The 6324-nt window shown below is 55.9% G+C and carries 9 protein-coding genes; 8 read left to right on the forward strand and 1 reads right to left on the reverse strand.

The window, feature by feature from the left end; all coding sequences use genetic code 11:
- The 5 genes from AB3X39_RS11695 to AB3X39_RS11715 form a co-directional block, all read left to right on the forward strand.
- Window positions 1-576: molybdopterin oxidoreductase family protein (locus tag AB3X39_RS11695; RefSeq protein WP_369417566.1), on the forward strand; the 576-nt coding region annotated here is incomplete at its 5' end.
- Window positions 554-1453 (forward strand): formate dehydrogenase accessory sulfurtransferase FdhD, encoded by a 900-nt coding sequence (fdhD, locus tag AB3X39_RS11700; RefSeq protein WP_369417567.1) that lies wholly within the window; start codon window positions 554-556, stop codon window positions 1451-1453. The genes AB3X39_RS11695 and fdhD, both read left to right, overlap by 23 nt.
- Entirely contained in the window at window positions 1444-1683 is a 240-nt protein-coding gene (locus tag AB3X39_RS11705) for a formate dehydrogenase subunit delta (protein WP_369417572.1), read from the forward strand. Before fdhD ends, AB3X39_RS11705 begins: the two co-directional genes overlap by 10 nt.
- A 587-nt stretch (window positions 1684-2270) precedes the next feature.
- On the forward strand, window positions 2271-2654 hold the full coding sequence (locus AB3X39_RS11710; RefSeq protein WP_009453183.1) for a bactofilin family protein: 384 nt from the start codon (window positions 2271-2273) through the stop codon (window positions 2652-2654).
- Window positions 2655-2828: 174 nt separating this feature from the next.
- Window positions 2829-3368: a hypothetical protein gene (locus tag AB3X39_RS11715; protein ID WP_369417568.1), complete on the forward strand. Its 540-nt coding sequence runs from the start codon at window positions 2829-2831 to the stop codon at window positions 3366-3368.
- Window positions 3369-3468: 100 nt separating this feature from the next.
- Here the strand turns inward: AB3X39_RS11715 and AB3X39_RS11720 are convergent, their stop codons facing one another.
- Window positions 3469-3636, reverse strand: coding sequence for a hypothetical protein (locus AB3X39_RS11720; RefSeq protein WP_369417569.1), 168 nt, complete (start codon window positions 3634-3636; stop codon window positions 3469-3471).
- 414 nt (window positions 3637-4050) lie between these two features.
- Here AB3X39_RS11720 and AB3X39_RS11725 point away from each other — a divergent pair, with 414 nt between their 5' ends.
- Genes AB3X39_RS11725 through AB3X39_RS11735 form a run of 3 tightly spaced genes read left to right on the forward strand, consistent with a single transcriptional unit; the run spans window position 4051 to window position 6137 of the window.
- On the forward strand, window positions 4051-4914 hold the full coding sequence (locus tag AB3X39_RS11725) for a hypothetical protein (protein WP_369417570.1): 864 nt from the start codon (window positions 4051-4053) through the stop codon (window positions 4912-4914).
- Between the two features lie 36 nt (window positions 4915-4950).
- The gene (locus AB3X39_RS11730) at window positions 4951-5487 is read left to right on the forward strand and encodes a GTP-binding protein (RefSeq protein ID WP_009453186.1); all 537 of its coding nucleotides are present in this window, start codon (window positions 4951-4953) and stop codon (window positions 5485-5487) included.
- A gap of 8 nt (window positions 5488-5495) precedes the next feature.
- Entirely contained in the window at window positions 5496-6137 is a 642-nt protein-coding gene (locus AB3X39_RS11735) for a hypothetical protein (protein ID WP_369417571.1), read from the forward strand.
- The last annotated feature ends 187 nt before the right edge of the window (window positions 6138-6324 follow it).

Raw genomic sequence — 6324 nt, forward strand, 5'->3', positions numbered from 1 at the left:
AGCGTGCAGTGGCCGTGCAACGACAGCACCCCTGAGGCCGGCACGGCGATCATGCATGTGGGGCACTTTGTGCGGGGCTTGGGGCGTTTCTTCATCACCCAGTACGTGCCCAGCGACGAGAAGATCACCCGGCGCTTTCCGCTCATCCTCACCACCGGCCGGGTGTTGAGTCAATACAACGTCGGTGCTCAGACGCGCCGAACCGCCAACAGCGCGTGGCACGGTGAGGATCGGCTTGAAATTCATCCGCTTGATGCCGAGGAGCGCGGTATTCAAGACGCCGAGTGGGTCAGCTTGGAAAGTCGAGTAGGTCAAACGATGTTGCGTGCCCGGGTCACCGAGCGTGTTCAGCCGGGCGTGGTCTACACCACCTTCCATTTCCCCGAGTCGGGGGCCAACGTGATCACCACCGATTCCTCGGATTGGGCGACCAATTGCCCTGAGTACAAGGTGACAGCGGTGCAGATCGCTCGGGTGATGCCGAGTGCAGCGCATCGCTCAGCGTGGCAGGCCGATCACGAACACTTCAGCCAAGTGCAGCACAAGCTACTCGATGAGCGTACGCATGGTGCTTGAGCCGCCACCGCCAGCCTCACAGGCGCAAGTCACCACCGTGCGCGCGGGAGAGGTTCGATCGGGGGTGATGGATTGGCTGGCCGAGGAAGTGCCGGTGGCTTTTGAGGTCAACGGGTTGAGTCACGCCATCATGCTGGCCAGCCCGACTGATCTTGAGGACTACGCGCTGGGTTTTGCCCTGACGGAGGGACTGATTGATCGTGCCGACGATCTGTTGGACATCGAAGTGGAACCCGCTGAAATTGGGATCACCTTGCAATTGCGCGTGACGTTGCGTTGCTTCATGCGCATGAAAGAGCGGCGGCGGGTCTTGGCCGGGCGAACGGGTTGCGGTTTATGCGGCAAAGACAGTCTCAAAGAGGCGGTGCAAGCCCCCAAGCCCCTGATGGCAAGCGCTGGGCTTGATGACGGCGCAAACCTCTGCCTTTCAAAGGCCGCCTTGCAAAAGGCCCAAACCGAATTGCTGGCTCGCCAACGTTTGCAGCATCAGACCGGTGCCGTACACGCAGCGGCGTGGTGCGACGGCGACGGTGCGGTTCAACTGGTGCGCGAAGATGTGGGGCGACACAATGCGCTGGACAAGGTCATCGGTGCTCGTGCCAGTGGTTTGGCAGACGATGAGGCTTCGATGGCCGGTTTTATGCTGATCACCAGTCGGGCTAGCTTTGAGATGGTGCACAAGGCGGTCACGGCACGGGTACCGGTTTTGGCAGCGATGTCTGCGCCAACGGCTTTGGCTGTGCGCATGGCCGATCAGGCTGGGCTGACGCTGTTGGGTTTTGTGCGCTCAGGCGATATGGTGGTTTACACCCATGCCCATCGGATCGACATGGGTTGCAAGCATCATGGGGCCGGAAAGGATTCAACATGGACGTGAATCACTTGATTCAAATGGCCAACCGCATTGGCGACTTTTTTGCAGCGATGCCTGATCACAGCGAAGCCTTGGAGGGCGTTGCATTGCATTTGGAAAAATTCTGGGAGCCACGTATGCGGCGGCAGCTGCTTCAAGGGCTTGAGCACGGCGATGCTGTTGGGGACACTTTGCACCCTTTGGTGGTTGAGGCGATTCAGAGGCATCGTGCTGCGATCGATCCGGGAAAGTGATATTGATTGAGAGTTGGTGGCTACTTTCAAAAGGTTTGATGGTCGTATTTATGAGGCGATCGATAAATTTTCACGCGCCCATGCTGGTTTCCATGATTGCAAAATAATCAGATACTTCGTGATTGAGATCAAGGTTTGGATGGTTTGAACCGCACTTATCTTGATCGCTATAACGGCCATGGATGGTGCGCTGCTGTTATCCATGTGTCCGAGCCATATTCACAACCTCCTTTCTTCATGGCGGCTCGTCACGAACAGGCGCGAGACCGATGAAAACAGCATCTGTGCCTACCGTGATGGCGTGCTTGCACGCAGGCATGTGCGCATCTGTGGAGGCCTTGTTACCTTTTGTGGCAATACCGATCCCATTAATCTGAAATAGGGCTATAAAACCGCCTATTCACGATTCGTGACCAATGTCACGTTGATGATTGTCACTTTTACCCTGATAGGCGTCACTATTTCATAGCCTGTACACGCAGACATTCTCTACAATCGTTTCAACGATGCGAATCAGGAGTTGTCTGAAATGCAGAGATGATCTGAACAAAGAATTCAAGCCTCCTGAAATCTGATTCCATAAAGCCATGCTATTTAGACGAAACACAAAAAAAGTGGCGGAGCCTTTGCAGCAACGTGTGGATAGCCTGATTGGCGCAGACACAACGGTGACTGGAGACGTGGTTTTTTGTGGCGGATTACGCATCGACGGAAGAATTACAGGTGATGTCACGGTTTCGGACGTCAAGGCAGGTACGCTCACGTTGGGTGAGCACGGTTTTATCGATGGAGATGTGCGAGTGTCCAATCTGGTGGTCTTTGGTCGAATCGATGGGTCGGTCTATGTGACGGGGCTTGTCGAGTTGCGTGCCAGTGCCAAGGTTTCGGGGGATGTCTATTACGGCTCACTCGAAATGGAGGCCGGATCAGTGATTGATGGCCGGCTCGTTAAACACAAGGTGGGTGGCTGATGCCACTCTGCTCTGACAACTATCAACACGACGATCACGAGTCCAAACGCCATGCAAGACATACGCCCCGTTGAGTTCTCGTTTGATCCAGCTTTTGCGATTGCGTCGTCAAGCTGGTTGGCTCCGAGCACCTCGTGTCCCCCATTGGATGCTTGGCGCCATCTCACTGCAGCGGTGAGTCGGAACCCTAAAGACTTGGAGTCGCACACACGGCGTGTTTTGCTGGCGGCTCAGGTGCCTTTGTCGGATCGGCTGTTTGGTGCTTTGCTCGACGTTTTTCTGGCCTTAGGCCCCAATGGACGTCACTTGCGTGAGCAGTTGCTGGATCGCGCTGCGTCGCATCTCGATCCGGATGACCAGCTTTTCTTTCGGCACTGTTTGGCAGAAGGATTACGGCCGGATGCTCAACTTCCGAACGCGCCAGGATCGGTCTTGGATCCCGCCATCATCGGTATCAGTCGATTGGTTGAAAAGCAACGCGTCGCTGTGGCGGAAGTGGGGGTCTTGGAACAGGCTATTTCGCTGCTTGATGACGGTGATTTGGAGGGCGCAAAACAGCTGCTGGAGGGGGCTTTGTTGTCCAACCCAACAGATGTGGCGATCGCCAACGAGTTGCTACTGATCTACAAACACAGTCGTGATGACCTCGCTGTTACAGCGATGGTGGCACGGCTACAAGAACAGGGGGCCGCTGCCCCTGAAGGTTGGGTCTAGACGAGAAATCCATTTCTTGCCGCTTAGGCCCTCATTTTCATAAACCGATTCAACTTCCAATAGTGCGATTGACGTGGACTCTTCAAAGTCGCAAAACCGATTAAAGGTGGCATTGCTTAGCCTGCCACCCCGCACGCAGGCCGTGCTCGAGTTCTTCTTCACGAGCACAGGCCGCACCAGTTTCGTTCCAAGCCAGGAGAGCATGGCCGATGCGGCCGTGTTTGATGTCGATACCCAGGAGTCGATGCAGCGATGGAATGATTTTCATGCTCGAACGGCCAAACCCGGCATTGCACTGTCGGTCACGCCACATCAGATTGATGGCACTGTCTGGGTGCAAAAGCCTGTGACGCCGGCAGCTTTGCTGGCAGCAGCAGCAGCTTTGAACGCAGGCAAGTGGCATCGTTCTGCACCTGCAGCGCCGGTCGCTCAGCAGGTGGCCCCCATGGTTTCATCTGCGCCATTGGTTCAGGTGGAAACCCGTCGGGCAACGGTGGCTCCGGCCCCTGTTGCTCGGGATGAGGTGCCACCGACGACAGTGCGACCTGATTTCGGCGGGCTCATGCGTCAAGTGTTGAATCCCCCGCCTGCTGCGGTGGAGTCACACAAGCCGAACTTTGAGCGTTTTGTGACCGCTGCGTCGATGTCAGCGCCGGCACCGGCACCCGCACCCGTTGCACCGATGGCTGCTGTGCCGGCTCCGTCATATGCAGAGCCGATTTCATCGCAAGCGGTGGAATCGGAGCCCGCATCACCTGTGTCTGCGGCAACAGCCTCCGCGGCTCTTGAGGAGCCGGTGGTTGCTGAGCCGCATGACCCGAGTAAGCAAGATTTGGTGATCTCTCAACAGGAAAAACACGATGAGGAATTGTTGTGTGGTACCCGTGAAGATGCATCGCCAGCGGATCTTGCTTCTAGTTCGGCCTTGCGTTATGACCCCAATCAATATCTGATCGCCGCCTTGAAAGAGGCGTATCTGGTCAGTGCGAAATGGCGTGTACCAACGCAGTTCGATCTGCCCGAAGGTGCGGTGGTGGTCGATACTTTGCAAAACCATGTCTACCTTGGTTTTGATCCGGCCAAGCTGACCCAGCTTTACGGGTTGCGCATGGCGAAGCGCCCCAAAACTCGGGTGGTGAGTGCTGGTGATTTTGCCAAGATGCGTCCTCGATTCGAAAGTTCGGGAGCCGTGTTGCGTGCTGATGCTTTGTTGTGGCGTGCTGCGATGGAAACAGCAGGTGGGCGTTTGCCAACCGGCGTGAATCCCGATAAGCCGGTCTATTTGAAGCATTGGCCGAATATGACGCGACTCCAGCGAACACCGCATTCGTTGCGAATTGCTGCTGCTTGGGCGATCAAGGGGGCCTCAATCTCCGAGACTGCACGTGTGCTGCATATCCCTCAGCGTTACATCTTTGCGTTCTATAACGCAGCCCTTGAGCTGGATTTGGTGACAGAAGATGGATCGCATATTCACCGAGCCAAGCGCAAGGGCCCAGGCAACCGCGGCTTGCTGACCCGCCTGTTCAACTGGTTGGGCAAGTAAGCGTCACGGCGATCACACGACCCAGGAACTTTTCTCATGTCTCACAAAGACCACAAAATCATTTTTACCGGTCCGGTCGGAGCAGGCAAGACGACCGCGATCAAGTCGATCAGCGATATCGAGCCGATCACGACTGAGGAGGAAGCCTCTGACATGACCACCCGTCGCAAGCCCAACACCACTGTGGCGCTTGATTACGGCATGATCAGACTTGGGCCGAACGAGAAGGTGCATTTGTATGGCACCCCAGGGCAGGAACGTTTCAACTTCATGTGGGATATCCTCACCAAGGGGGGGATCGGAATCATTCTGCTGCTCGACAACACGCGGCCTGATCCGTTCCAAGACATGCGCTTCTATGTGAACGCGTTTCGCAGTTTCATCGACAGTACCCGGCTTGTGGTTGGGATCACTCAGATGGACAACAACCGCGTTCCGACGATCGAAGAGTATGTCGCCCAGCTCAAGGAGCTTGATCTTTCTGCGCCAGTCTATGAAGTCGATGGACGCAAGCGTGAGGATGTCTCGACCTTGGTGCAGTCGTTGCTGTTGTCGCTTGACCCCGGTATCTAAATTCGATCATGGACCAATACACCCTCACCGGCGAGTACTACTTGCACCCGACGCCCGCAGGGGCGTATTACGCTGCAAGCCGTCCCACACGCGATCCGGCGCGTAATTTTCTGCAGCGTTTGCTGCGTGAACCAGAGACGCCCCGGTTGTCAGTACCGCTTGTGCAGGAATGGATGTCCTTGAGTGAAACCGATGCTCTGGAGTTCATTTATCGGCTTCAGTCTTCCGGTTTTATCCAAGGCCTGCCCATGCCGGTGGGGGTGCCGCCCGATAGCATCGAAGCCTTGCTGCATCCTTTGCTGATGCAGTTATCGGATGAAGGCAATGCGATTCTGGCGGAAAAGAACGGTTTGTATCTTGGTACGGCCGGTTTTGCGCACGAAACCTCTGAAGAGCTGGCTGCTTTGGCGGCTGACTTGGCCAGTGTGCATGAACGTCATGCACGCTTACTGCACAACAACATGCGTTTGCGCACGGACGGTTGGGGCATGGTCAACGCAAGTGGCTACGCAGAAATTGGATTCTGGCCGTTATACATCGGTAGCGAATATTTCGTGCTGATTGTCGGGGGCTTGCCCAGATTCAACCAGTCAGCGTTCACGACTTTGGTTTGGTCGCTTGGTGTGCGTTATGGCGGTGGCCCGGCTTGACGGTGTTCCCCCTTTTTCTTTTTGATTATCTTCTTCCCTCCATCCTGTAAGGAGCTTTTTCATGCGTGCAGACGTTCTCAACTCGATTCTCAGCGAACTCAACGGCTCGACGGCCGACATTGAAGCCTCGGCTGTGCTTTCTACCGACGGTTTGATGATGGCCTCGCTGCTGCCGGCGAGCATGGAC

It is taken from the genome of Leptothrix ochracea (assembly GCF_041083635.1).
GTDB classification, from domain to species: domain Bacteria; phylum Pseudomonadota; class Gammaproteobacteria; order Burkholderiales; family Burkholderiaceae_C; genus Sphaerotilus; species Sphaerotilus ochraceus.

Bases quoted from the DNA above. Each gene is read 5' to 3' on its own strand.
- fdhD (WP_369417567.1), top strand. From the start codon at position 554: ATGAGCGTACGCATGGTGCTTGAGCCGCCACCGCCAGCCTCACAGGCG.
- AB3X39_RS11705 (WP_369417572.1), top strand. From the start codon at position 1,444: ATGGACGTGAATCACTTGATTCAAATGGCCAACCGCATTGGCGACTTT.
- AB3X39_RS11710 (WP_009453183.1), top strand. From the start codon at position 2,271: ATGCTATTTAGACGAAACACAAAAAAAGTGGCGGAGCCTTTGCAGCAA.
- AB3X39_RS11720 (WP_369417569.1), bottom strand. From the start codon at position 3,636: ATGAAAATCATTCCATCGCTGCATCGACTCCTGGGTATCGACATCAAA.
- AB3X39_RS11725 (WP_369417570.1), top strand. From the start codon at position 4,051: ATGGCTGCTGTGCCGGCTCCGTCATATGCAGAGCCGATTTCATCGCAA.
- AB3X39_RS11730 (WP_009453186.1), top strand. From the start codon at position 4,951: ATGTCTCACAAAGACCACAAAATCATTTTTACCGGTCCGGTCGGAGCA.
- AB3X39_RS11735 (WP_369417571.1), top strand. From the start codon at position 5,496: ATGGACCAATACACCCTCACCGGCGAGTACTACTTGCACCCGACGCCC.